A 24,329-nucleotide genomic window follows, 5' to 3' on the forward strand; every position below is an offset into this window, starting at 1 on the left:
CACTTCAACTTAAGATTCGCCTAACATGTCTCTTGCTACATCTGCCGCCTGATCAACTGCCTCTTTTGGAGACAAATCTCCAAGTAGCATCACTTCGTAAATATCTTCAAGCTCTTTGTTTAAGCCAGGAGAAGTAAATTCTAAGCCAACCACTCGACCAGTTTCACGTGCATCTAACAAATAAGAACCGTGTTCTGGTTTCTCTTGATTTACAACAACCTCATCAATACCACTAACAGATGGTACCGCGTTACCCTCTCCATCTAGTCTTGTTTCCTGACCTACCTGAGATGTATAGAAAGAAACAAACTCCATCGCTTCTTCTACATGATCACCTTTTGCATTCGCGCTCATGTAAGCGGTTGCAATATTAACGCTTGGAATTTCTTCCTCGGTGTTGGTTGGCCAAGGAATATAATCAAAGTCGATGCTTGTTTCAAGGAACATTGGTGTTAACCATCTTCCTGCCCCTACCATACCCACTTGGTTCGACATAAACATGGCATCCATTCCTTGCCCTTCTGGAAGGGTACCTGAGAAGATAAAGTTATCCTCTGCAACCATTCGCTCAACGAATTCAAACGCTTCAAGCGTTAAATCATTTTCATCGGCAACGATTTGATCGTCTTCAGCAAATAGTCCGCCGTTTGACCAGACCCAGTTAATAATGTTGCCATGACCACCCTCTTGAACGAAGCCGTACTTTCCGGCATCTCTTAATTGAGAGGTCACTTCCTCCATTGCTTCCCAGTTCCAGTTTCCTTCATCGAAATATTCTTGAGGTGTCTTTATTCCTGCCTCTTCAAACATTCCTTTGTTGTAATACATTAGGAACGGGTTACAGTCTACAGGCAAACCGTAAATTTCATCGTCTTTTTGTGAGGCTCCCCATAATCCATCTGCAAATTCATCCGCTTTTACAAAAGAAGCATCCGTATTTAAAAATTCACTAAGTGGCTCAATCGTTCCATTAGAAATGAGTGTGGAAATGTCTTCTGCTCCTACATAAAATAAATCAGGCGCTTGCCCACCTTGAAGTCTAGTGGTTAATGTTTGAAAATAGTTGTCGTTTGGTATCCCCGTAAGTTCCACTTCTACGGAGTCACTCTGCTCATTAAATGCATCTACTGCTCTTTGGTATACTTTTAACTCTGCTGGGTTTCCCCAGGCAGAGAATGTTAATTCCACTTTCCCATCACCTGAGGAACCAGAGCTACTACAACCAGCAAGAGCTACAAGTCCTATCGCCATTCCACCAAGTACAAATACACCAGATCGTTTTTTCATCCCTTACTCCCCCAATTCATATTGTTTTTAATCATTGGTACGTCGGTAAGTAATCGCCATGAGCTTCAATTAACTCGTCACACATTGCAACAATATCATCAATTGATAGTTCCGCTTTTGTGTGCGGATCAAGTAAGGCCGCCTGATAGATATATTCTTTCTTTTTTGTAACCGCCGCTTCAATCGTCAGAAGCTGAGAGTGAATATTCGTATGGTTTAAACCCGCTAACTGTATAGGAAGCTCGCCTACAAACGTTGGTGTAATTCCATTACGATCTGCAATACATGGAACCTCTACCGTTGCTTTTGTTGGCAGGTTAGTAATCAGATTTCCTGTGTTTAAGAGATTTCCACCGAATTTAAATGGTTGATTGGTTTCAATCGCTTCAACGATTCGTGAACCATATTCTTTAGATCTCGTGTGCTGCACGCCCTCTGACATCAACGTTTTTTGAACCTTTTGCCAGTTTGCGATTTGCTCTTCACATCGTCTTGGATACTCATCAAGCGGAATGTTTAATTGTTCAATTAGTTCAGGATACTTTGATTTGATAAAGTAAGGATGATACTCTGCATTATGCTCGGATGATTCCGTTACATAATAACCAAAGTGCTCCATTAATTTAAAACGAACCATATCATGGTGACGTTCTTTTTCCTGCTTCATTTTCGCTCGCCTTTTAATTTCCGGATAGAGATCGATACCATCCTGCTTCACTTCAAGAAGCCATGCCATATGATTTATCCCTGCGATCTTTTCTTCAATCCGATCGTGTTCCATCCCCAAGCTTTTAAAGAGATCCTTTGTACAAATTTGAACACTATGACATAGCCCAACCGATTTTACACCTGAGTTTTGTTGAATTGCTCCCATCAGCGTAGCCATTGGATTTGTATAATTCATAAATAGCGCATCAGGTGCAACTTCTTCAATATCTCGAGTAAAATCAAGCATGACTGGTATCGTTCTCAACGCACGGAAAATACCACCAATTCCAACCGTGTCGGCAATCGTTTGACGTAATCCATATTTCTTCGGAATCTCAAAATCAATAACCGTACTTGGCTTGTATCCACCCACTTGAATCGCATTAAATACATACTTAGCACCCTTTAATGCTTCTTTTCGATCGCTGTATGATTTAATGTGAACATCCGCTTTAAGTGTGCTTGCTAGTTGGGAAAGTAAGTTGTGCGATTCCTCCATTCGTTTTGCGTCAATATCATATAATGCAAATTCAAAACCAGATAATGCTGGTACCATCATGCAATCGCCTAATACATTTTTCACAAAAACTGTACTGCCTGCACCGATAAACGTAATTTTAGACATAGAAATAAACCTCCATCATGAAATCAAACTATTAACAATGTGTGTAAGTTGCTATACTATCTATAGATAATCATATTATGAAAACGCTTTCTTTTAAACGGTAATTAATTTTGTTTTTAGGGTAAATTTGTTGCAACCCACATACATATCTTCTGGGAGGTTTTTAAGATGCTTTTAAAAAATCTATCGCTCATGAATCACATGTATGAATTTGACTTTAATCATCTTAACCATAAGCCTGCGGTTCTTTTAACCAACGTGGGCTGGGAAACGCGTTCAGAACAAAGCTACGATTATCATGGATTAACTCGAAAACACGATCATGGATTCTTAATTTTTCAATACACACTCTCTGGAGCTGGATGTCTTGAATACGAGGGAACAACCTATGAACTAAAAGCAGGAGATGCCTTCTTTGTTTCGGTTCCTAGTGATCATCGTTATTATGTACCGGAACAAGGTAAACCGTGGGAGTTTGTCTTTTTAACACTTGGGGGGCAAGAGGCTGAAGATATCTGGAGAAATATCGTTGAAGCAAAGGGCCCTGTGACAACTATAAATCGTAATGAAGCCATTATTAAACAATTGTTTTCTATTATAGAAGAGACCATGTCAGATCGTCTCGATGATCCATTTCAAGCCTCTTTGCATGGATATCATTTCTTGCTTGCCTGCATTAAGCATTTTTTAGTAGAGAATCAGCCGGATACCGAGCCACATAGTTATAAGCAAGCGCTTCGCTTCATTGAAGAAAATTATCATTTACCCATTTCACTTGAAGATATTGCTGAAGAAGTGCACCTTTCGAGGTACTCCCTTCTAAGACAATTTAAACAATATGCAAAAACCACACCGATTCAACATCTAAACCAAATCAGGCTTCAACATGCATGCAGATTACTTATCTATACGAACAAACCGATTAAGCACATTGCTGTAGAGGTTGGCTACGCAAATGCTAACTACTTTAGTAAGGTTTTCAGAAAGGCTATGGGTATGTCTATTGGCACCTATCGAACCAATCACCAGTAACGCACATAAAAAGACGAACAGTCTTCAATTGAATGAACTGCTCGTCTTTTTAAATCTATCTATATGTAATGTTGATCTCATCTACATACGTTGCCGTTCCTCTAATTGCTACCTCAAGATCGGCCCCTTGTCTCTCGACTTCAACGATCACTCGTCCATCCTTACCTATTTCAATCCCTTGCTCAACGCTTAGCTTATATTTGTCTTCGTCAGGCTTAATGTACGTCGCATAATAGCCTCCCATTACACCGGATGCTGTTCCAGTAACCGCATCTTCAATGGTACCAGAATATGGGGAAGAAAAATGTCTCGCATGCATATCAGCCTCTGAATGGATCGTCTCCATACAAAATGGATGTATGGAGACTCGAGGCATCTCACGAAGAGCATCAGGAAATTTATCTTGGAATGGTTTCATTCTTGAAAAAGCTTCAAGCCCTCGAATAGGAACCAACAATGTCCAGATACCCGTGCTTCCATACACAATTGGGAACGAATCATGAAGATCATCTATCGTTAGTCCAATCGATTCCATCAGTCGTTCCTTATCACCTCTAAAAGCTTGAAAGGATGGATTCATTTGCTGCATTTTACAACTTGATTCATCAATCGAAATGGAAAGAATCCCAGCTTCCGTTTCAACCGACCATTCTTTTTTTGTAGGGAGTTTCTTCATTTTCTGGAGGGCAAAACTGACGGCCATTGTTGCATGACCGCACATATTCATTTCATGACCAGGTGTGAAATAACGGATTTTAAAGTCTGCTACGTTTGATTCATCGACAAATGATGTTTCGTTAAATCCCACTTTTTTTGCAATCAATTGCATTTGTTCCACAGTTAAGAAATCAGCATCTAACACAACTCCAGCTGGATTCCCTTTATGTTTTTCTTTACTAAACACATCCCAGTGCATCACTTGAACAGATTGCTCCATAGGTCACCTACTTAGACGTTAAATTTGGTCCAGGTAAATCCAGTTGATAAAATGCAAGATCGAGCCATTTATCAAACTTATATCCAGCTCTCGTTATTGTCCCTACATGTGTAAATCCAAATCGAGTATGCACAGCTATACTGTTTGTATTCACCGCATCTATTCCAGCAATTAATGTAGCGTATCCATCAGCCTTGGCCCGCTCAATTAATTTGGTTAACAGCTTTGTCCCAATTCCTTTTTTACGATAGTCACTATGAACATAGATCGAATGTTCTACTGTGTACAGGAATGCGGCATGCGGTCTAAATGCTCCAAATGTCGCAAATCCATAGATCACTCCATCCTCATCTCCTTCAAAGACTAAAATGGGGTAACCTGCTTCTGCCTTATCATCAAACCATTGCTTCATCATCTCGAACGTGTACGCTTCATAATGATAAACAGCAGTTGAGTATAGGATTGCTTCATTATAAATAGTTAAAATATGTTGGATATCTTTTTCGGTTGCCGCTCTAATCATGATGTTGGTGTCCCCTCTTTGTTCAGTTCAACTTTCGTTAATTCATGAGTTCCGTTAGTACCGATTTAACGGAGTTAGCCGTGCGAATATCGCTCGTTAACATACCATCGAGATCAACCGCTTTGGTCGCCATATCTCCAGACACCCCACTCAAAATAAGTTCAGTTCCGAGAAGCTTTAATACATCTCGAAGTTTTATTAAGTCGCGTAATACAAGATCATTAAATGTAGTTAAACCGGAAAGATCAACAATAATCGTCTTAATCTTTTGCTTTACCACTTCAGTTGTTGAAATATCAAATACACGATTAAAACGGTCATCGTTCATCTCACCGATTAAAGGTAGTACCGCAATTTGGTTTACAAGTGGAACGATTGGGCAAGCCAAGGATTTAATCTCTTTAAGTGACCGCTCGTAGCTCTCCTCAACTTCTCGACGATACGTTACATCCTTTTGCACTCCAATAAAATATGTTTTACCATCTTCTTCACTATCGATAAAATCAACAGATAAATTATTCCAAAAAGCTCGTCCGTTCTTTTTATAATTTAATAATTCAACCGTCACTGACTCGCGCGCTTGAATGGCCTTTTTAAGCTTAGCTACTTCATTTGGGTCCGTTTCTGTTCCTTGCAAAAAGCGACAGTTACGACCAATAATTTCCTCTGGTGTATACCCTGTCATCTCATAGAAACCATGGTTCGCATAAATAATTGGATTATCTTCTTGATTTGGATCCGTAATAATTATTCCAGCACGTGTGTGATTTAATGCCTTAATCAGTAATTTCTGATTTGCAAAGATCCTTTCCATCTGAACCCTCCGACAACATGAATTAAATTTCCTTCTTATCATACCAAAAACCCAACCAATTGAGAATGGTCAGGCTCTTCCAGCACATTTAAAGGTGAGAACAGTCGTTAGGATGTTAGGTTTTGGATAGATAAGATAAATGCTAGGAGTGGAAGAATTATCAGAAATGCACTTAAGACTAGAACTTTACCTCTTTCTTTTTTATCCTTGTCTTCTTTGAATGCAGCAACTGAAACTACAGAAAAAAACAAAAATATAGATAGGTAAAAGATTGGTTCAGCTAATCCTGTGAGTGAAACAAAAAAACGTTCAATAATAAACCAGATTATAAGAACGATAAATATGATACTGACTCGATTGTACATATTACATTCCTCCCTTTCAGAGGACGTTGATGTTTTTAAAAAAGGAAAAAGAGGCTGGGACATAACTAAAAATCACTTTGAAAAGGCGAATGATTCAATTGCAGAATCATTCGCCTTCAGTGCTTTTACTTGAACAAGCGGAGGGAGAACTCGAGACTCCTGCGGAACAGAACGCAGTGAAGACACTGTAGCGGCGCTTTTTCCCGCGAAAAGGGCTGAAGCCGTTCCCGCAGGTGCGAGGGATTCTCCTGTAGCGGATTATTTGCAACATTCGTGTTTTACTCACTACATTTTAGTTATGTCCCGTCCTCTTTATTTTGTAGCACTTAGTAGCTGCTTTTCACCTCACTAGGTCTAATAAAAATGGCTAAACAAAAAAAGAAAAGAGCTACACTAAATCCTATTAGATAATGATCAAATCCGATTCCTGAAATTAAAATGCTTGGTCCCATTAATACAAATGACATCTTACTTATTAGATTTCTCATGAGAATATGCTATCATTTTATAGCTTGAAGGTAAACCATATTTTGGTTGTAACCCAAAAAATTTAGGGACGTTACAGGGGCACTTTTCTCTCCTCTGCTTCTTTTATGAATTATATTTCTAAACAAAAAAACCCTCAACACCAATAGTGTCAAGGGTTCCACATATTAATATGTTTCTAAATATTGATCTCTCTCCCACGGATGCACTTGCGTCCGGAACATATCCCACTCAATCTCTTTTGCTTCGATAAAGTGTTCAATTGCATGTTCGCCAAGCGCATTTACGATCACTTCATCGTTTACAAGCTTGTTAAGTGCGTCTTTAAGTGTAGCTGGAAGATCATTGATTCCTTCTTCAATACGCTCTTCTTTGCTCATCACATAAATGTTGCGGTCCGTTGCTTCAGGTGGAGTCATTTTGTTTTTGATTCCATCAAGACCTGCTGCAAGCATCGCTGCAATGGCAAGGTATGGGTTAGCTGCTGGATCTGGACTACGAACCTCAACACGTGTGCTGATACCGCGTGATGATGGAATACGGATCAGTGGTGAACGGTTACGCATAGACCAAGCTACGTATACAGGTGCCTCGTATCCAGGAACTAAACGTTTGTAAGAGTTCACGATTGGGTTTGTTAGCGCAGTAAATGCTTCAGCATGCTTTAAGATACCTGCTAAGAATTGCATCGCTGTACGGCTTAGTTGAGACTCTGTATTTTGATCGTAGAATACATTTCCATTCTCGTTAAATAGTGACATGTTACAATGCATTCCAGATCCGTTTACACCAAATAAAGGTTTCGGCATGAAGGTTGCATGCAATCCGTGCTTACGAGCAATGGTTTTAACAACAAGCTTAAACGTTTGAATGTTATCACACGTTGTGATCGCATCTGCATATTTAAAGTCAATTTCGTGTTGTCCTGGAGCTACTTCATGGTGAGACGCTTCAATTTCAAAGCCCATGTCCTCTAGCTCAAGTACGATATCACGACGGCAGTTTTCACCTAGATCCGTTGGAGCTAAGTCAAAGTATCCACCTTTATCATTTAGTTCAAGTGTTGGCTCGCCTTTTTCATCATTTTTAAAAAGGAAGAATTCAGGCTCTGGTCCAATGTTAAAATCAGTGAATCCTAGCTCTTCCGCTTGCTTTAATACACGTTTTAGAATACCGCGTGGATCTCCTTCAAACGGAACAGGCTCCTCGCCCGGCTTACTTGGCTGATAAATGTCGCAAATTAAGCGTGCCACTTTCCCTTTCTCTGGTGTCCAAGGGAACACAACCCATGTATCTAGATCCGGATACAGATACATATCAGATTCTTCAATACGAACGAAGCCTTCAATCGATGAACCATCAAACATCATCTTGTTGTCTAGTGCTTTTGGTAATTGATCAATTGGAATCTCAACGTTTTTAATTGTTCCTTGCAGATCAGTAAACTGCAAACGAATAAAACGAACGTTGTCCTCTTGAGCAATGCGTGTAATGTCTTCTTTTGAATATGATGACATAGTATGTACCTCTCCTTTTATCCTTTTTATATAGGAAGAACTATGCACTAGGCATCGTTCGACTTATTCATATGTTTCCATCATTTTTGATTCCCTTTCTATTATCCTACTAAACCCCTGTTTAATCGTCAAATTCTGAATCTTCTAGATTTTAGACGATCCTATGGCGTCAAGTGCCTGTGTGACGGCAATCTTCACGTGCTCGTAGGTTAGCCCTCCTTGAACATAGGCTGTATAAGGTGGACGAATAGGACCATCAGCTGTTAGTTCAATACTTGCTCCTTGAATAAACGTTCCAGCAGCCATAATGACATCATCACTATACCCTGGCATAAACCCTGGCTGTGGAGTAACATGCGCATTTATAGGTGATGCGGACTGAATCGCTTGGCAGAACGTGATCATAGCTTCGGCATTTGGAAAGTGTACGGCTTGAATTAGATCCGTACGCTTTTGATCCCAGGCTGGGGTGGATTCGTACCCAGCTAACTCCAGAAGAGCTGCGGTGAAGGTTGCCCCTTTAACCGCTTGTGCGACAACATGTGGAGCAAGAAAGAAGCCTTGATACATTTCGAGAAGACTATAAAGACTGGCTCCACCTTCCGCTCCAATGCCCGGTGCTGCTAATCGGTAAGAAGCAAGTTCAATATATTCTTCTTTACCTGCTAAGTATCCTCCTGTTTTGACAATACCGCCACCAGGATTTTTAATTAAAGATCCTGCCATCAAGTCCGCTCCAACATGGCACGGTTCCTGTGTCTCCACAAATTCTCCGTAGCAATTGTCAACAAATACAACAACATCTTCTTTCACTTGTCGTACGTCTTGAATCATTTCTTTGATTTCATGGATATGAAACGATGGCCGGTTTGCATAACCGCAAGAACGCTGAATACCAATCATTTTCGTTTGTGGACCGATTGCTTCTTTAACCGCCTCTGTGTCTACTTGTCCATTGTCAAGAAGAGGAATCGAACGATACGTTATGCCAAACTCTTTAAGCGAGCCCTTTCCATTTCCACGAATCCCGACAATTTCTTCTAATGTATCATAAGGGGCACCTGTGATGTAGAGTAGCTCGTCCCCAGGGCGTAGCACACCAAATAGTGCTGTTGCAATGGCATGCGTACCTGAAACGATCTGAGGTCTAACAAGCGCTTTTTCCGCACCAAAGACATCCGCATAGATGTCTTCTAACGTATCTCTACCAGCGTCATCGTAGCCATAGCCAGTAGACGGTGTAAAATGAAAATCTGAGACTTGATGACTTTTAAACGATTCCATCACCCTTGACTGATTAACAAGCGCAACCTCGTCTATGTCCTGATGTAAGTCTTTAATCTGTTCTTCAGCCTTTTTGACTAAAGGCAGCATATAGGTTGGGTTCTTTACATTCACGTTTTTATTACTCCTGTTCTTTCTTTATTGCTTTTAAGATCGTTGATAGTGGGCTATCTTCCTTTACATAGCCCGATGCTGCATACATATTTGTATCTTCATTCCAATCAAGTGACGTAACAATCGTATTTGTTTTAATCGAGGAGAGCAGCTTTCCATTTACAGGCTCAATATCCACTTGGTAGGGTAACATTTGTTTTATTAATTCTCGTTCAATTTGTGCTGCCAATTGTTCCACATCATCCGGACGATACGCGCTCATCTCAACAGAAGGATAACGATGGTCCGGATAAAAGGCACCTGAACGTTTTTCTTCTTTGTTATAAATGAGTAACTGTGGAATATGATCCACATCTAATTCTTTGATTAACTCTTGTACCGTCTGTTGATGCTGTTCATATTCACGGTGCGAGCTATCGACAACATGAAGAATTAAATCAGCCTCAGCAAGCTCTTCTAGTGTAGACCTGAAGGCTGCCACTAATGCGGTAGGAAGATCACGAATAAATCCTACAGTATCTGATAAAATGACATTGAGACCTGACGGCAACCGCAAATGCCTTGTTGTTGGATCAAGCGTCGCAAACAGCATATCTTCTTCTAATATATCTGCCTCCGTCAACCGATTTAATAATGTTGATTTTCCTGCATTCGTATAGCCAACTAATGCCAGCTGAGTCACGTGATTATCTTTTCGGCGTTCCCGGTACCGCTTGCGATGCTCAACGACTGTTTTTAATTGGCGCTCGATGTCTGTCATTCGTCTTTTAATATGTCGACGATCGGTTTCAAGCTGCGTTTCACCAGGGCCTTTACTTCCAATTCCTCCACCTTGTCTTGAAAGAGCAAGGCCTTGTCCCGCTAGACGAGGAAGCAAGTAACTAAGCTGAGCAAGCTCAACCTGTAGCTTTCCCTCTCTGGAATTTGCGCGCGTAGCAAAGATGTCTAGGATCAACTGAGTCCGATCAATCACTGTTACATCTGTTTCTCTATGGACATTACGAACTTGACCAGTAGTCAATTCATCATTAAAGACAATAAGATCTGCCTCAAGTTCCTCTGCAAGTGCTGCTAGCTCTTCCACTTTACCTGCTCCAATATAAGTAGAAGGCTCTACTTTTTTACGACTCTGCGTTAATGTCCCTATGACTTCTCCATCAACAGAACGAACAAGTCCAGCAAGTTCTGTCATTGATTGCTCAAATCGTTCTTCATTTCCATCAAACTGGCATCCTACCAGAATGACTCGTTCTTTCTTCTTGTTTGCTGACAATTGCATTCTTCCTTCCTGACACGCCTAAGAAGCAGAATCTTTGTTCTGCTTCACTTTACACTCTCAAGTTAAAGTTTATCATGACTTTCACTAAATTTAAAATCCTCAGCTACCAAAGTGATAAGGGCTTGTCGTTCATACTGGTGAAACTTCATTAGTCTAACAGCCTGCTGACGAATCGCACGCTCAATAAGATTACGAATATATCGTCCATTACTAAATGTCGCTTCATGTTCATTTCTGTGAAGCTTAATGTGCTCTCTGACTATAAGATCAGCATCTCTTGAGAGCTGATAATCACGATCCTTTGCCATGGTGTGAATCATTTCCATCAATTCCTGAGTGGTATAATTAGGGAAGGATATCGTAATCGGAAAACGCGAAGGAAGCCCGGGATTTAACGACAAAAAATGATCCATTTCTTTTGAATACCCAGCTAAAATCAACACAAAATCGTGTAGTTTGTCTTCCATTCCTTTTACTAATGTATCAATGGCTTCCTTCCCAAAATCCTTTTCGCCACCTCGGGCAAGGGAGTAGGCTTCATCTACAAACAGTACGCCTCCATTTGCCTGCTTGATTAAATCTCTTGTTTTCTGAGCCGTATGTCCAATGTATTCTCCAACTAGATCTGCTCGTTCTGCCTCAATAAAATGGCCCTTTGATAATACATTCATATCATGAAAGAAGCGCGCAATGATTCGAGCTACCGTCGTTTTTCCGGTCCCTGGATTTCCCTTAAAGATCATGTGTAGAACTTGTTTATTCGCCTTTAAACCTTGTTGCTCTCTACGTTGATTCATGTATAACCAAGCATAAATTTCCTTTACAAGTCGCTTGACCTCATCTAAGCCTACAAATTGTTTAAGTTGATCCTCAAATCGTACGAGAATATCATGAGTTTGTTTCTCCTCGTCCGTTTGTAGCCATTCCTCAGTAGAAGGCTGATGGGTCTGCTGATTTAACACAACATTGATTCGAGCATTTTTCTTCACATTAGTTGGGTGATTCATCACACATCCCCCTTATCAATCTCTTCAGTTCGAAACTGTGTACCCTACTATACGCAAAGGATGAAAAAGCGTGACAATTGCCTAATTTTTAACTTGATTCAGTTGGGTGTATTGATATACTTAACAGAAAAGAGAGGGACTAACTAATGTCTGATTTGTATACACATCCTTCATTTGTTACTAATTTTTTAGATTCATTAGCTGAAAAAGGGCGTGCTGAATCAACAATCAAACGCTACAGCTACGACCTTGAAGATTTTTTTAAATGGATGACGAATAATCAAAAAAAAGATGCTTTTACCGTTTGGTCTTCATTAACCCACGAAGAGCTTGATACGTTTTTCTTATATCTTATGGAGAAAAGAGCATACAAAGTACGTACAATTAGAAGAATTATTTCTGTGACAAAGCAGCTGGCTAAATTCTCTATTACAAATGGCTTGATTAGTAAACATCCAGCCACTGTCTATGAACCTCCTAAACTAACGGTTACCCCTTTGACAAGAGAGGAGTGGCTTTCAGTTGAGGAAGTGGATACACTCTATGCTTCTGTTTCGTCTGATCAGGGACTAACAGAGAATCAATTGCTCGCTCGTCCTATGCTCACAACTCGAAATACGTGGCTGCTAACATTATTTCTTTCATATGGCCTTACATTACAGGAAGTTACTCGTGTCACAATGTTTGATATATTGTTTGCTCAAAATCAATTACGGATTCCCACTTCTCAAGATCCTGCGAAGCCGAGAATGATTTCACTTTCAGAAGAAGATAAGGTGAAAGCATATGCGTATTACGAACACATCCCAGAGCCTGTAAGACCTAGACTACATAGCAAAGATCCGTTTCATATCGCCTTTGACTTTCAACGAAAAACGTATCACTGGTCATATGAGCAGGATCATCCAAAGGCCTTAACAGAGATTGCCATACAGAAAATGATTCGTACAGAAGTCAAGCGTGCAGGCTTACGAAAAGGTACCTCTGCTCAGCATTTAAGACATACGTATATTTTAAGACAACTGTGCTTTGGAACCCCCGTTGAAGAAGTACAAAGGTATTTAGGTTTCTCTAGTGCCCTATCGCTCGACCGCTGTTTGTTAACACTTGATCACTTATCTGACTCTGAGCGTTTGTTGTTGATTCCTTAATCTTAAATCGACAAAAGACTGATGATTCATAGAATCATCAGTCTTTATACGTGATATTCGCTTCTTATTACTCGTCTGCTTCAGTTTTTAATTGCACATTACGTTGTGGTGCAAATGTAGAGATCGCATGCTTGTACACAAGTTGCTGCTTTCCTTCGGTTTCAACAATCACTGTAAAGTTATCAAACCCTTTTATAAGACCACGCAATTGAAATCCATTCAGTAAAAAGACTGTAATTGGAATTGAATCTTTACGTAGTTGATTGAGAAATTGATCTTGAATATTTATGCCTTGTTTCATGTGTATAGACCTCCTCTATTTATCTTTATATATTTTCGGCACTCACACTTGATTTCCTTCAATGAAATTCTTAATTTGACGAAAAAGTACATCTTTCTCTTCTATTCCTGCATCAAACCAATTAATGTCCATTTTATTACGGAACCATGTTAGTTGGCGCTTGGCATAACGCCTTGAATTTTGCTTAAGTTGATCAATCGCTTCCTCCTTGGAACACTCCCCCGATACATGCGATATGATTTCCTTATATCCAATGGCTTGTGCTGCCGGTTGATTGCGCAGGCCCTCACCCATTAAGGAACGTACCTCATCAACTAAACCTTGCTCAACCATGAGATCGACTCGTTTATTAATACGCTTGTAGAGGCGATCGCGTTCAAGATCAAGCCCAATCCCTAGAAAGGGACGTGTTGGCTTTTGAACCTGTTGCTTTGAAAAAGGTTCCCCCGTTACATGAAACACTTCTAATGCGCGAATCACTCGCCTCACATTATTAGGATGGATCTCTTTTGCGGCTTCAGGATCAACCTCGTATAGTTTTTGATGTACGTATTCGTTTCCTTTTTGTGATGCTTGTTCTTCTAATTCTTTTCTAAACGTCACATCTTCCGGCTTATCTACAAATTGGTAGCCATGAGTGATGGAATGAATATATAAGCCTGTACCCCCAACAAGAATGGGTTGTTTGTTGCGTTGTTCTAAGTCTAGGAGAATATGTGAACATCTCTCTTGAAACTCAGCAACCGAAAATGGTTCATCAAATGTTTTAATATCAATTAAATGATGTGGGACACCCGCCATCTCTTCTTTTGTTACTTTTGCTGTTCCAATATCCATCTTTTTGTACACTTGCATGGAATCTCCGCTAATCACTTCTCCATCAAGCTCTTTTGCAAGCCTGATTCCTAAATCTGACTTTCCAACAGCGGTTGGCCCTGCTATAACAAGTAGTTTTTTCAATGCGATTGCCTCACTTCTTCTCGTCATTCACTTCGATTAGTCGAATACCATATTGAAATTCAACAGGTCGTTTTCGGCTTATGATAAAGCCTAACTCACTGAAACGACTGCTTGTCCAGTGGTCTTTTAAAACCACTCGTTTTCTTGCAACACGCATGGCTTGTTGGATCGTTTGCTGCGTGAGTGTCTCATAATGTGCAAAGGATTTTAACGCTTCGAGCCCTGATGATTGGATCGTTTGCTCAAACATCGGATCAAAATAAACAACATCATAGGAGCAATTCGGCAAATTCTTTAAGACCTCATAGTGATGTCCGGTTAATACTTCAACAGCTTGCATCGCAGTAAGTAGCGTGGGATGGGCATCTGTCCACGTTCGTAGACCTTTTCTTACAATATAAGCCATGACCGGATTCTGTTCGATTCCTGTCACATGACCAGACTGCCCAATTGCAAGTTGCGCCATCACCGCATCTGCGCCTAAGCCAAGCGTACAATCAAGAAAACGATCTCCCACCTGCAGGTCACAGGCTTCAATCAAGGCATCATACCCACTTGCTAAAAATGACTTTGCCCGTATCTGAGCCGCATTCGGATGATAAAAAAATGGAGCCTCTTGTCCTTGCCGGTACAGACTAAGTCGACTACTTGCAACAACTAAAAGATTTGCTTGCTTTTCCTCTAAAAGTTCGTTTACCGAGCGATCATTTCGTTTTTGATAAGGTACATGTAATTCATCAGCTACCACACGCGCAAGCGGCTCTAGTTTATCTGCTCGCTTTCTTGCCGTTGTCACTACAACTTTCACGACTGTTCCTTCTTTCTACATAACCCGTTTAAACATTTTTTCCATTTCATAGGTTGTAAATTGAATAATTACCGGTCGACCATGAGGACATGTAAATGGATCTTCACATAAACGCAATGTATCAAGCAATGCTTGGATTTCATCATCACGCAAGTGTCTATTTGCTTTAATTGCTGCCTTACATGCCATTAAAATCGCAGCATCTTCTCGTAACTTCCCAATATCAATTCGTGCATTTTCAAGCAATTGGTCAAGTAATTCTCGAATCGTTTCTTCCTCTAAACCGTCTGGAAACCAAACGGGATGAGATCGTACTCGGTACGTTTGCTGACCAAACGAATCGAGGAATACACCAACAGCTTCAAGTTTTTCTAAATTTGTATCAATGAGTGCCGCTTCCTGAGCGGTACACTCGATTGTAAAGGGTGTTAAAAGCTCTTGAACATGAGGCGTTTGCTCCGCTACTTTCTCACGGAAAAATTCATAGTTAATCCGTTCCTGAGCCGCATGCTGATCAATTAAATATAAGCCTAGCTCGTTTTGAGCAAGAATATACGTACCATGCATTTGGCCAATCGGATAGAGCGCAGGGATTAGGTCCGTTTTGTCAGTCACTTCTGACTCAATTAATGGTTGATTCGAGGACTCAACGCTTTCTGATGGATCCTGTTCCTGTGGCTCTTGTGTTACCGGTGGCTCTTCTTTTTGGATAGGTTGAGTATCTATAAACGTTTCTCGTACTTGGGTAGCAGGTTCTGTTACTTGTTCGTTAAACGTATTGGTTTGAGGCTTCGGCTTTTTTTCTTCAAAGCTTAAAGAAAGCTGAGTCGAATCCGGTACCAAAGTACTCTTCTTAGGCTGTTGTTGCTCCGGTATTAACTGCGTTTGCTGAAAGGCCTTTTTAATCGACGAACTGATTAAAGCACCTAATTCTTGCTCCTTACTCAACCTAACCTCCATTTTTGAAGGGTGTACGTTCACATCAATGAGTGTAGGGTTCATCTCAATTTGAATGACAGCAATAGGAAAGCGACCAATTGGAAGTAAGGTGTGATATCCCTGCATAATCGCCCCGGCGATTGCGTAATTTCGAATGTAACGCCCATTGATATAAACGGACAAGTATTGCCTCGAGGAACGATTTACTTCTGGACGGCACACATATCCTTTTACTTGATAATCAAGCGATGATTCCTCAAATGAAACAAGCTTTGTGGCAACAGATCGTCCGTATATTTGAGCGATAACCTGACGAATATCTCCATTTCCTGAGGTTTTTAATACTTGCTTTTCATTATGAATATATTCAAATGCCACAGACGGATTAGACATAGCCAAACGGTTCATGACATCACTTGTGTGACCTGCTTCAGTATGGGATGTTTTTAAGTATTTTAGCCTGGCAGGAGTATTGTAAAAAAGGTTGGTAATCAACAGCTCTGTACCTTTTCTTGTTGGAGATGCCGTTCGACCTACAATCTTTCCCCCTTCAAGTTGAAGCTCGACTCCTGCTCCTGTTCCCGTGCTTGTTTTCATCGTTAGATAAGAAACAGAGGCGATACTCGGGAGGGCTTCTCCGCGAAACCCTAGCGTGTGAATATTAAATAAGTCACGATCAGTTTGAATTTTACTTGTTGCATGACGTAAAAAGGCTGTCTCTACATCCTCAGCAGGAATTCCACTTCCGTTGTCAACAACTCGAATGGAGTTGAGACCTGCATCTTCTAATTCAACGAGGATTGAGGTACTCCCTGCATCAAGCGCATTTTCAACTAATTCCTTCACTATGGAGGCAGGGCGTTCCACAACCTCACCTGCTGCTATTTTGTTTGAAAGCGCATCATCTAGCTGCTTAATAGTGGGCATGATCACCCTCTCCTTCCTACTCTATTTCTTCACTTTTTGCTGCCATGTATGAATAAGCTGCATTGCCTCAAAAGGCGATAGATGCATAAGGTCAACCGCACTAATTTCTTGGAGTAATGCTTCTTGATGTTTATTTACCGCGTTAACTTGCTTTGTAGGAGCTTCATCAACAGCAAATAATGATAATTGTTGGTCCTCATCCTTAACGTCGGGACCAGGCTCTTGAACCTGGATGGTGTCTGCTTTTGCAGCCGCTGTTTCAACTTGTCCACCTTCGAGCTCTGTGAGTAACATTTCCGCCCGTTCAGTCACTACACTCGGTAATCCAGCAAGTTCCGCCACGTAAATTCCATAGCTTCGATCAGCAGGACCATCAATGACCTTGTGTAAAAAGACAACATGTCCATCTTGTTCAGCTGCTGACACGTGAATGTTCTGAAGCTGACGTAACGACTGCTCCATGGTTGTTAGTTCATGGTAATGTGTTGAAAACATCGTTTTAGCTTGAATACGCTCATGAATAAACTCCATGATTGCTTGAGCTAATGCCATCCCGTCATACGTAGAAGTTCCTCTACCGATTTCATCTAAAAGCAATAAGCTATCCTGCGTTGCTTTTGTTAACGCATGTTTTGTTTCAAGCATTTCAACCATAAATGTACTTTGACCGCTTGCTAAATCATCCGCCGCTCCAATACGTGTAAAGATTTGATCAAATACAGGGAGTTCCGCTTCGTCTGCTGGTACATAGCAGCCAATTTGAGCCATCACAGCTGTAAGCGCCAATTGTCTCATATACGTACTCTTACCACCCATATTTGGACCCGTTAGAAGGAGCATTCCTCTACCGTCTCCCATCGTGACATCATTCGGAACATACTGCCCTCTAGGGATAACGGTCTCCACAACAGGATGGCGGTTATTTCGAAGATGGATGTCGCGATTCTCTGAAAACATCGGTTTTACATACGTTCTCTGCTCACTAACAGTCGCAAAGCTAGCATAGACATCTAACTCACTCATTTGACTGGCAAGGCTCTGTAGCTCAGGTACGAATTGCTTCACTTGCTCACGAATTTGAACAAAAAGCTCGTATTCTAGCTTTTCTGTTTGATCATTGGCTTCTAAAATTAAGGCTTCCTTTTCCTTTAATTCTGGTGTTACAAATCGCTCCGCATTCGTTAATGTTTGCTTTCGTTCGTAACGTCCTTCCGGGATGGACGAAGCATTAGCGCGGGTAATCTCGATGTAATAACCAAACACACGGTTATAGCCGACTTTTAACGTCCGTATGCCCGTAACTTCTCTCTCTTTAGCCTCAAGCTCAGCAATCCACTGCTTTCCGTTTGTACTCGCATCCCGGTATTTATCTAGTTCCTCTGAATAGCCTGACTGGATGATCCCACCTTCTTTTAAGGAAATAGGTGCATCTTCAATTAGGCTTGTCTCAAGTAACGTAGCCAGTCCCTCAAACGTATCTAACTCTTTAAACCAGTTCTGTGCAAATTCTGCTTGCATCGTAGATAGAAGATGCATAATCGCAGGTACACGCTGTAACGATTTCTTTAATTGCACAAGCTCTCTTGGACTCACACTGCCGTAGGCCACTCTAGCAGCAAGGCGCTCGAGGTCATAGACTGCTTTTAATTCATCACGTAGCTCCTCACGCTCAAAAAAGTGAGTTAAAAATGTCTCCACTGCACGTTGCCGCGAGATGATATGTTCCTTATTCACAAGCGGTCTTTCTATCCATTGTCTAAGCATTCTGCCACCCATTGCAGTGACCGTATGATCAATAATAGAAAGTAGAGATCCTTGTTTTCTTTTTTCGCGTAGGGTCTCCGTCAACTCAAGATTCCGTTTTGTATGCTGGTCCATCTTTAAATAAGAACTTGATGTATAATACGTCACTGGTTGTAAGTGAGATAACGATCGTTTCTGCGTACGAACGAGGTATTGCACTAACCTCGCGTATGTTTTTTCGAGTTTATCTTGCTTTAAATGTTGATAAACAGCTGCATAATCGTCTTGTGCATCAAACTCATCTTCATATGAAATCGTGAGTTGTTTTTGTTCAGCTAATCGATTCATCAATGCAGGGTTTGCGGTACTTGCAACAATCACTTCTTTGGAATTGGCTGTAACAATTTCTTGAATGGCATCCTCTAGCTCATCACCTGTGATTGTCACACGTCCTTCTCCAGTTGACAGATCGACAAAGCCTACACCGTAAGAACCATCCGCGCATTCATGAATTGTAGCCAAGTAATTGTTTTCTTTCTCTTGTATAAAGTGATCACTCATCATCGTTCCAGGGGTAAGAAGCTTTACAACTTCTCGCTTCACTACACCTTTTGCCGTCTCAGGATCTTCAACCTGTTCACAAATGGCAACCTTATACCCTTTTTCAACCAACCGTGTCATATACATATCCGCTGAGTGATGAGGAACACCACACATTGGAATTCGAGTTTCTCCTTGTCCTCTTCCAGTAAGGGTAATTTCAAGTTCACGTGATGCTTGAACCGCATCATCCTGGAAAAGCTCATAAAAATCACCTAAACGAAAAAATAAAAAAGCATCCTGGTACTGTGCTTTTATCTCTAAATATTGCTTCATCATTGGGGTTACCTGTGCCATACTTTCCTCCAACCGTACATTCATCTTTGCTCATATTATAGCATAGTGAATCACACCCCTGCACTTGGAATGAACAAGAAAAAAAGAGCGATGCATCGCATCACTCTCATACCTACTTATCTAGTTCTTCATGTAAAAAATGCGGATCAAGATTTTCTAATTCTTCATCTGTGACCTGATCAACATAATCTGCAATTGGGTATTCATTGATAATTCCTTGTGGATTCACGGCAACTGCGACCTTTGTCTCCCCAATACACTCAACAATAAACTCTCGTTCCACTTGCACATCAACGGTTGTTCCATTGTCTGAGATAATCGCTTCTAATGTATTTGGTTGTTGGACCGCACGAGCCACAACATCTAAGTCTTCCGTTAACACGTTTTCATCCTTCATTGATAAAGGAACAATGTCTGTGTAAGTCACCGTTTGTGTTGCGACATCTGTTTTTGTGTTATTTGTGTACGAAAACCAGACGTTAATATCATAAGAACCTTGCACCTCAACGGTATCCCCACGCTTTTCTGCATCGTAGGTATGATTAATAATCCAGCACCCTAAAATACTTGTTGGTCGATGAGCCGGCGTGATGTGGTGCGTGGCTTCAGAAAACTTCCTTCCCTTTCCACAAACCGCTTTCGTGATAATTTCTCGGTAACTCATTTCATTTTCAGCCATTTGCTGACCCTCCTATTCTCATATCCTGGCTGGATAATGTGTCGGCTCCTGCCTACCGTTCCGCCTAATCACCCTCATCCTATGCAGAGAGTAAAACGGATGTGATTGAAGATTAGGTAGGGCAAACCGTTTCTATAAAGGATATGAAGCGAGAAATTGGATTAGTACAGCAATCTTTATTCTAAGGTTCTTCCAATTCATCAATGTTAGATGGGAATTGATCAAACAAACTTGGTGAAAAAATGCCGCTTCGGGAGAATACTCGCTGATCCCATAAAATTAAAAAGGTGGAGGGGACATTACGTTAATGTAGTTAGCAAAAACGAACATAGCACAATATCCGCTACAGGAGAATCCCTCGCACCTGCGGGAACGGCCTCAGCCACCTCCGCGGGAAAAGCACCGCTACAGTGTCTTCACCGCGTTCTGTTCCGTAGGAGTCTCGGGTTCTCCTTCCACTCGTCATTCTAATATATGAAAAACACGAATGGCGAATGATTCAATCGTAGAATCATTCGCCATTTTTTAGTTATATCCAGTTTTGTTCCAGTCTCTCATAATTATTCGTATTGCACTAGCTTTAATATTAAAACGGGCTTTTAACTGTGCGTCCTTTTAATAGATCTCCATCAGTTGAGATGATAATTTCATCTGTCACGGTTTTGGAAATTGTATTTGTGATCATCTGTAGCAAGTAATTTACTTCTACTTGACTTCTTTTAAACTCTTGTACAAGCGGGATTTCGTCAATTTCGTTATGAAGGGAGTCAATTTTCTCTTCCACTTGTTTAAGAGCTTCTGTTTTGCCATAGTGCTTTAAGTTGACAGCTTCTTTTTGTTGCTTTTTAATTTGAGCAATCAGTTCTTGAATTCGGAGATGGTCGTTGACTTGCTTTTCTGCGCGTTTATAGAAGTCTACTTCTTCTGTTCCGGCAACCATTTTTGCAAGTTCTCTAGCTTTCTCTCTGACATCTTCCTTTGAATAAAGATTTGTCATTGTCGATTAGACCTCCACTGTTTCTGTTATTTCACCATTTAGTGACCACGTCTTTGCCTCTGTGATCTTCACATGAACAATTGTTCCTATGATTGATTCAGAGCCTTTAAAATTAACCATGCGGTTCGTGCGTGTACGTCCAGCTAACACATTCGGATCTTTTTTACTTTGACCTTGTACAAGAACTTCAACGACTTTGTCTTGATATTCAAGATTTTTCTTCGCCGAAATGTCATTCACAAGTGCATTCAAGCGCGCTAAACGTTCTTTCTTCACTTCCATCGGCACATTATCTTGCATCTTAGCAGCCGGTGTACCTTCGCGTGGAGAATAAATGTACGTGTATGCACTATCAAATTCAACCTCTCTCATAAGGGAAAGAGTTTCCTCAAACTGTTCATCCGTTTCATTTGGGAATCCAACGATAATATCCGTTGTAAACGATGCGTTAGGAATGGCTTGTTTGATTTTGTGAGCAAGCTCCAAATAACTCTCACGTGTGTACTTTCTGGCCATTAGCTTTAGGATGGCTGAGCTTCCATGCTGAACAGGTAAATGAATATGTTCTACAAGGTTTCCTCCTTGAGCGAGCACCTCAATTAAACGATCATCAAAATCACGAGGATGGCTTGTCGTAAATCTTACACGAGGGATATCAATCTTATGAATCTCGTCCATCAAATCACCAAGACCGTACTTCATATCAAGATCTTTACCGTAGGCATTTACATTTTGTCCAAGCAGAGTGACTTCTTTGTAGCCTTGGCGAGCAAGGTCACGAACTTCGGCAATAATGTCCTCTGGCATACGGCTACGTTCTTTTCCGCGCGTATAAGGAACAATACAATACGTGCAGAACTTATCACAGCCATACATGATGTTAACCCAGGCTTGTGTCTTACCTTCACGCTTACGAGGCATGTTTTCAACAATGTCGCCTTCCTTAGACCAAACCTCAACGACCATTTCTTTACCAAAAATCGCATCACGTAACAGGTGTGGCAAACGATGAATATTGTGGGTTCCAAAAACAAGATCAATGTGTTGATGTTTTTGGAGAATGCGATTGACGACGCTTTCTTCTTGCGACATACAGCCACACACGCCGATGATTAACTCCGGCTTTTCAAGCTTAAGAGGTTTTAAGTGACCGATTTCTCCAAATACCTTATTCTCCGCATTCTCTCGAATGGCACAGGTATTCAATAAGATCACATCAGCCTCTTCCGTTACATCTGTTGATTCAAAGCCCATTTCAGTTAAGAGTCCAGCCATATTTTCTGAATCATGAGTGTTCATTTGACAGCCATATGTACGGATGAGAAACTTCTTGCCTGCACCAAGTTGTGTTAACTCAAGTGGAATCACATGGTCAGGTCTAATTACTTGAGTCGTTTCCTTCCCGCGGCGTTTACCCTGCTTGTAATCAGGCTGTTCGTGAATCGTGATGTCCCGACCATTGATACGCATCACTTTTTTGTTTTCATCTTCTGAGATAATCTTTGCTTTTGAAAAATCAAAGTATTGACTGTAGTCTTTTTTAGGTTCCTGCTGTTGATTCTTTTTTATATGGGTATTCCCTTGTTGTCCTAATCGTTGTTCTTCGTTCATAGTAAAGCAAACCCCTTCCAAAACATACCGTTCTACTAATCGTATATTATACGTGCGAATGGTCATAAACACAATCCATGTGTGATGATGAATCCAAAGAAAAAAAGTGTTTATCTGTTCTTTGAGCAACAGATAAACACTTTTCTTTGACTTGCGTTAACGAGGTTCAATGATTAACTTAATAGCAGTACGCTCTTCTCCATCAATCTCAATATCAGTGAAAGCTGGGATGCAAACTAGATCTATTCCGCTAGGTGCTACAAATCCTCTGGCAATCGCAACGGCTTTAATCGATTGATTTAATGCTCCTGCTCCAATGGCCTGAATCTCTGCTGAACCATGTTCTCGAATGACCCCAGCTAAGGCACCAGCTACAGAATTTGGGGTAGATTTTGCTGAGACTTTTAAGACATCCATTTTTTTAGAACCTCCTCTGTGCATGAGTCATTAGCGTGTTACAAGTGAGTATAAAATGGGTGACAAGCACAACTCACAACAAACCGATTAAATGGCCCAACCGTTAACGCTCTATATACGGATGGTCCTCATTAATAAGTATGCGCTTAATCGATTTAGCCTGTCCTGATTTATCGTCCACATCAATAATCACACCACTCAACTGTTCCCTGCCTGATGCGACTTCAAACCTTACAGGAAGATTTGTCAAAAATTTATGCAACACCGGTTCTTTTTCCACACCTAAAATCCCATCATAAGGTCCGGTCATCCCAACATCTGAGATATAAGCTGTTCCTTTTGGAAGAATTCGCTCATCGGCTGTTTGTACATGCGTGTGCGTTCCAACAACTGCCATCACTCGTCCATCTAGATACCAGCCCATCGCGATCTTCTCACTCGTCACTTCCGCATGAAAATCAACAAAAATGTATGGAGTTCGTTTTTTTGCTTCTGCAATTAACTCATCTGCTTTTTTAAACGGACAATCATTGGCTGGAAGGAATGTGCGGCCCATTAAATTAATAACGGCAATTTCTATTTGATTAATCGTTACAAAAACCATGCCGACTCCAGGCGTTCCTTCAGGATAGTTAGCTGGCCTGACAAGCCATTTAGCTGTATCAATAAAATCAAAGATCTCTCGTTTTGCCCACGCATGATTTCCTAAAGTGACAGCTTGTGCGCCTGCATCGAGTAAGCCTTTATAAATCTTTTCATTAATTCCTTTTCCAGCCGCCGCATTTTCTCCATTAATTACAGTGAGCGTTGGTTTGTAATCTTTCTTCAATCGCTTCACATATTCCTCTACCATTGCCCGTCCAGGGGAGCCTACAACATCTCCAATAAATAAAATCTTCATGAAACATAACCTCTTTCTTT

At 40.9% G+C, this 24,329-nt stretch carries 22 protein-coding genes; 2 read left to right on the top strand and 20 right to left on the bottom strand.

The window, feature by feature from the left end; all coding sequences use genetic code 11:
* Positions 1-9 precede the first annotated feature (9 nt).
* A complete protein-coding gene (locus tag NSQ54_11065; GenBank protein ID WYP24876.1) occupies positions 10-1,287 on the bottom strand; it encodes a sugar ABC transporter substrate-binding protein in 1,278 nt (425 codons plus the stop codon).
* Between the two features lie 31 nt (positions 1,288-1,318).
* Positions 1,319-2,620 carry an alpha-glucosidase/alpha-galactosidase gene (locus NSQ54_11070; protein ID WYP24877.1) on the bottom strand — a complete coding sequence of 434 codons (1,302 nt, stop codon included), beginning with the start codon at positions 2,618-2,620 and terminating at the stop codon, positions 1,319-1,321.
* 168 nt (positions 2,621-2,788) lie between these two features.
* Here NSQ54_11070 and NSQ54_11075 point away from each other — a divergent pair, with 168 nt between their 5' ends.
* Complete coding sequence (locus NSQ54_11075; protein WYP24878.1) at positions 2,789-3,652, top strand: AraC family transcriptional regulator; 864 nt, start codon at positions 2,789-2,791, stop codon at positions 3,650-3,652.
* 55 nt (positions 3,653-3,707) lie between these two features.
* Here NSQ54_11075 and NSQ54_11080 read toward each other — a convergent pair whose 3' ends face one another.
* The 8 genes from NSQ54_11080 to spoVK all read right to left on the bottom strand — a co-directional run bounded on the left by NSQ54_11080 (position 3,708) and on the right by spoVK (position 11,978).
* Positions 3,708-4,589: a PhzF family phenazine biosynthesis isomerase gene (locus NSQ54_11080; protein WYP24879.1), complete on the bottom strand. Its 882-nt coding sequence runs from the start codon at positions 4,587-4,589 to the stop codon at positions 3,708-3,710.
* Between the two features lie 7 nt (positions 4,590-4,596).
* Entirely contained in the window at positions 4,597-5,112 is a 516-nt protein-coding gene (locus NSQ54_11085; protein ID WYP24880.1) for an N-acetyltransferase family protein, read from the bottom strand.
* Between the two features lie 37 nt (positions 5,113-5,149).
* The gene (locus NSQ54_11090) at positions 5,150-5,926 is read right to left on the bottom strand and encodes a PAS domain-containing protein (GenBank protein ID WYP24881.1); all 777 of its coding nucleotides are present in this window, start codon (positions 5,924-5,926) and stop codon (positions 5,150-5,152) included.
* Positions 5,927-6,033: 107 nt separating this feature from the next.
* Complete coding sequence (locus tag NSQ54_11095; GenBank protein ID WYP24882.1) at positions 6,034-6,291, bottom strand: hypothetical protein; 258 nt, start codon at positions 6,289-6,291, stop codon at positions 6,034-6,036.
* A gap of 653 nt (positions 6,292-6,944) precedes the next feature.
* The gene (gene glnA, locus NSQ54_11100; GenBank protein ID WYP24883.1) at positions 6,945-8,294 is read right to left on the bottom strand and encodes a type I glutamate--ammonia ligase; all 1,350 of its coding nucleotides are present in this window, start codon (positions 8,292-8,294) and stop codon (positions 6,945-6,947) included.
* 144 nt (positions 8,295-8,438) lie between these two features.
* Positions 8,439-9,668 (bottom strand): methionine gamma-lyase family protein, encoded by a 1,230-nt coding sequence (locus NSQ54_11105; protein ID WYP28541.1) that lies wholly within the window; start codon positions 9,666-9,668, stop codon positions 8,439-8,441.
* Between the two features lie 31 nt (positions 9,669-9,699).
* On the bottom strand, positions 9,700-10,965 hold the full coding sequence (gene hflX / locus NSQ54_11110) for a GTPase HflX (GenBank protein ID WYP24884.1): 1,266 nt from the start codon (positions 10,963-10,965) through the stop codon (positions 9,700-9,702).
* A 68-nt stretch (positions 10,966-11,033) separates the two neighbouring features.
* Positions 11,034-11,978, bottom strand: a complete 945-nt coding sequence (gene spoVK / locus NSQ54_11115; protein ID WYP24885.1) for a stage V sporulation protein K — start codon at positions 11,976-11,978, stop codon at positions 11,034-11,036.
* Positions 11,979-12,124: 146 nt separating this feature from the next.
* On the opposite strand from spoVK, the gene NSQ54_11120 reads away from it, so the two are divergent.
* Positions 12,125-13,129 carry a site-specific integrase gene (locus tag NSQ54_11120; protein ID WYP24886.1) on the top strand — a complete coding sequence of 335 codons (1,005 nt, stop codon included), beginning with the start codon at positions 12,125-12,127 and terminating at the stop codon, positions 13,127-13,129.
* 67 nt (positions 13,130-13,196) lie between these two features.
* On the opposite strand, the gene hfq is transcribed toward NSQ54_11120, so the two are convergent.
* The 10 genes from hfq to NSQ54_11170 form a co-directional block, all read right to left on the bottom strand.
* Entirely contained in the window at positions 13,197-13,430 is a 234-nt protein-coding gene (gene hfq, locus NSQ54_11125; protein WYP24887.1) for an RNA chaperone Hfq, read from the bottom strand.
* Positions 13,431-13,472: 42 nt separating this feature from the next.
* On the bottom strand, positions 13,473-14,390 hold the full coding sequence (miaA, locus tag NSQ54_11130) for a tRNA (adenosine(37)-N6)-dimethylallyltransferase MiaA (protein ID WYP24888.1): 918 nt from the start codon (positions 14,388-14,390) through the stop codon (positions 13,473-13,475).
* Positions 14,391-14,400: 10 nt separating this feature from the next.
* Complete coding sequence (locus NSQ54_11135; GenBank protein WYP24889.1) at positions 14,401-15,198, bottom strand: class I SAM-dependent methyltransferase; 798 nt, start codon at positions 15,196-15,198, stop codon at positions 14,401-14,403.
* A gap of 15 nt (positions 15,199-15,213) precedes the next feature.
* Positions 15,214-17,064, bottom strand: a complete 1,851-nt coding sequence (gene mutL, locus NSQ54_11140) for a DNA mismatch repair endonuclease MutL (GenBank protein WYP24890.1) — start codon at positions 17,062-17,064, stop codon at positions 15,214-15,216.
* Positions 17,065-17,085: 21 nt separating this feature from the next.
* Entirely contained in the window at positions 17,086-19,704 is a 2,619-nt protein-coding gene (mutS, locus tag NSQ54_11145; protein WYP24891.1) for a DNA mismatch repair protein MutS, read from the bottom strand.
* A gap of 112 nt (positions 19,705-19,816) precedes the next feature.
* A complete protein-coding gene (locus NSQ54_11150) occupies positions 19,817-20,383 on the bottom strand; it encodes an outer spore coat protein CotE (GenBank protein WYP24892.1) in 567 nt (188 codons plus the stop codon).
* Between the two features lie 586 nt (positions 20,384-20,969).
* Positions 20,970-21,380: a RicAFT regulatory complex protein RicA family protein gene (locus NSQ54_11155; GenBank protein WYP24893.1), complete on the bottom strand. Its 411-nt coding sequence runs from the start codon at positions 21,378-21,380 to the stop codon at positions 20,970-20,972.
* A 6-nt stretch (positions 21,381-21,386) separates the two neighbouring features.
* On the bottom strand, positions 21,387-22,991 hold the full coding sequence (gene miaB, locus NSQ54_11160; GenBank protein ID WYP24894.1) for a tRNA (N6-isopentenyl adenosine(37)-C2)-methylthiotransferase MiaB: 1,605 nt from the start codon (positions 22,989-22,991) through the stop codon (positions 21,387-21,389).
* Between the two features lie 156 nt (positions 22,992-23,147).
* Positions 23,148-23,408 (bottom strand): stage V sporulation protein S, encoded by a 261-nt coding sequence (locus tag NSQ54_11165; protein ID WYP24895.1) that lies wholly within the window; start codon positions 23,406-23,408, stop codon positions 23,148-23,150.
* Between the two features lie 103 nt (positions 23,409-23,511).
* Positions 23,512-24,309, bottom strand: a complete 798-nt coding sequence (locus tag NSQ54_11170) for a TIGR00282 family metallophosphoesterase (protein WYP24896.1) — start codon at positions 24,307-24,309, stop codon at positions 23,512-23,514.
* Positions 24,310-24,329 lie beyond the last annotated feature (20 nt).

Origin of the sequence: Alkalihalobacillus sp. FSL W8-0930, from assembly GCA_037965595.1 — a bacterium.
In the GTDB taxonomy this organism is placed as follows: Bacteria; Bacillota; Bacilli; order Bacillales; family Bacillaceae_D; genus Alkalicoccobacillus.

Bases quoted from the DNA above. Each gene is read 5' to 3' on its own strand.
- glnA (WYP24883.1), bottom strand. From the start codon at position 8,294: ATGTCATCATATTCAAAAGAAGACATTACACGCATTGCTCAAGAGGAC.
- NSQ54_11080 (WYP24879.1), bottom strand. From the start codon at position 4,589: ATGGAGCAATCTGTTCAAGTGATGCACTGGGATGTGTTTAGTAAAGAA.
- NSQ54_11155 (WYP24893.1), bottom strand. From the start codon at position 21,380: ATGACAAATCTTTATTCAAAGGAAGATGTCAGAGAGAAAGCTAGAGAA.
- hfq (WYP24887.1), bottom strand. From the start codon at position 13,430: ATGAAACAAGGCATAAATATTCAAGATCAATTTCTCAATCAACTACGT.
- mutL (WYP24890.1), bottom strand. From the start codon at position 17,064: ATGCCCACTATTAAGCAGCTAGATGATGCGCTTTCAAACAAAATAGCA.
- NSQ54_11120 (WYP24886.1), top strand. From the start codon at position 12,125: ATGTCTGATTTGTATACACATCCTTCATTTGTTACTAATTTTTTAGAT.
- NSQ54_11150 (WYP24892.1), bottom strand. From the start codon at position 20,383: ATGGCTGAAAATGAAATGAGTTACCGAGAAATTATCACGAAAGCGGTT.
- NSQ54_11065 (WYP24876.1), bottom strand. From the start codon at position 1,287: ATGAAAAAACGATCTGGTGTATTTGTACTTGGTGGAATGGCGATAGGA.
- miaB (WYP24894.1), bottom strand. From the start codon at position 22,991: ATGAACGAAGAACAACGATTAGGACAACAAGGGAATACCCATATAAAA.
- NSQ54_11105 (WYP28541.1), bottom strand. From the start codon at position 9,668: ATGCTGCCTTTAGTCAAAAAGGCTGAAGAACAGATTAAAGACTTACAT.
- NSQ54_11165 (WYP24895.1), bottom strand. From the start codon at position 23,408: ATGGATGTCTTAAAAGTCTCAGCAAAATCTACCCCAAATTCTGTAGCT.
- NSQ54_11075 (WYP24878.1), top strand. From the start codon at position 2,789: ATGCTTTTAAAAAATCTATCGCTCATGAATCACATGTATGAATTTGAC.
- NSQ54_11095 (WYP24882.1), bottom strand. From the start codon at position 6,291: ATGTACAATCGAGTCAGTATCATATTTATCGTTCTTATAATCTGGTTT.
- NSQ54_11090 (WYP24881.1), bottom strand. From the start codon at position 5,926: ATGGAAAGGATCTTTGCAAATCAGAAATTACTGATTAAGGCATTAAAT.
- spoVK (WYP24885.1), bottom strand. From the start codon at position 11,978: ATGAATCACCCAACTAATGTGAAGAAAAATGCTCGAATCAATGTTGTG.
- NSQ54_11170 (WYP24896.1), bottom strand. From the start codon at position 24,309: ATGAAGATTTTATTTATTGGAGATGTTGTAGGCTCCCCTGGACGGGCA.
- NSQ54_11070 (WYP24877.1), bottom strand. From the start codon at position 2,620: ATGTCTAAAATTACGTTTATCGGTGCAGGCAGTACAGTTTTTGTGAAA.
- mutS (WYP24891.1), bottom strand. From the start codon at position 19,704: ATGGCACAGGTAACCCCAATGATGAAGCAATATTTAGAGATAAAAGCA.
- NSQ54_11085 (WYP24880.1), bottom strand. From the start codon at position 5,112: ATGATTAGAGCGGCAACCGAAAAAGATATCCAACATATTTTAACTATT.